The following is a 1,321-nucleotide window of genomic DNA, read 5'->3' on the forward strand; positions in this document are numbered from 1 at the left end:
CTGTGAGGATGGCTTTGTCGGCCTTGTGCTGATGGGGTGTGTTCGACGGCACCGGGTGTGACCCGAGAGCTGACTGGCTTCGTGCCTTTCGCACGACTTGTCCACTCGGTGTCGTCGAACCCGGCCCGGTCGGAGCTGACTGGCCTGATCAGGAGCTTGACCGCGGGCGTAGCCGCGCCCACGTGTCCCGTCACAGTCCTGCCGTGACTCCTCCCGGACCGGACCCATTTCGTCCGCTCCGGAGCTAGGAGGAACGCATGACCAGTCTGACCGAAATCGCAGAGATCGTCATCGGGGTCGATACCCACGTCGACACCCACACCGCCGCAATCGTCGAGACCACCACCGGCGGAGTCCTCGCCGAGATCACGGTGCCCACCACCCCGGCCGGCTACCAGGAACTGCTGGACCTGGCCGACGAACACTCACCCCTGCGGGCGTGGGCGATCGAGGGCACCGGCGGTCACGGCGCCGGGCTGACCCACCTGCTGGAGGGCGAGGTCGTCATCGAGCTCGACCGCCCCCAACGGGCCAAGCGCCGCAACGGCGCGAAGTCCGATCCACTGGACGCGATCCGCGCGGCCCGCGAGGCGATGGCCCGCCCCCACCACGGGACCCCGCGCACCGGCCAGGAACGGCAAGCCCTGTCGGTACTGCTGACCGCACGTCGTTCCGCGGTCACCGCTGCGACGGCCGCCCAGCGCCAGCTGTTCAGCCTCACGATCGCTGCTCCCGAGCGTCTGCGCGCCAAGCTTCGTGATCGGAAGCTGCCCGAGATGGTCGAGATCGCGGCCCGTTTCCGCATCCAAACTGGGTGGGACGTGGAGACCACAACGACCGCGCAGGTGCTGCGCGACCTCGCTCGCCGCGCCCAAGCGCTGCAGGACGAGGCCGACGAGCACGAGAAGCAGATCCGCGCGATCGTGCGGTCCTGGCGGGCCGACCTGCTCACCGAGACAGGGATCGGCCCGATCGTCGCCGCGACCGTTCTCTGCGCGTGGTCCCACTCCGGAAGGGTGCGTGACGAGGCCGCGTTCGCGATGCTCGCAGGCGTCGCCCCGCTGCCAGCGAACAGTGGGAAAGTCACCACGAGATACCGGCTCAACCGATACGGCGACCGGCAGCTCAATCGAGCCCTGCACACGATCGTGCTCTCCAGGCAACGCTACGACCAGGCCACCAAGGACTACACCGCCCGACGCACCAGCGAAGGCAAGACCCCGCGAGAGATCAAACGCTGCCTCAAGCGATACATCGCCCGAGACCTCTACCGCCGACTTGAAAACCCACCACTATCCACTTGACGCACCATAGGAGCGTC

Annotated in this window: 1 protein-coding gene; it reads left to right on the forward strand. The window is 67.8% G+C overall.

Translation table 11 applies throughout. The features are described 5' to 3' along the window. Nucleotides 1-257: 257 nt before the first annotated feature. Entirely contained in the window at nt 258-1,304 is a 1,047-nt protein-coding gene (locus ABD093_RS18260; protein ID WP_343926297.1) for an IS110 family RNA-guided transposase, read from the forward strand. The last annotated feature ends 17 nt before the right edge of the window (nt 1,305-1,321 follow it).

The sequence above is a fragment of the Brachybacterium tyrofermentans genome (assembly GCF_039526165.1).
GTDB lineage: Bacteria > Actinomycetota > Actinomycetes > Actinomycetales > Dermabacteraceae > Brachybacterium > Brachybacterium tyrofermentans.

Excerpts from the sequence above, each read along its gene's own strand:
- ABD093_RS18260 (WP_343926297.1), top strand. The coding sequence starts at position 258 with ATGACCAGTCTGACCGAAATCGCAGAGATCGTCATCGGGGTCGATACC.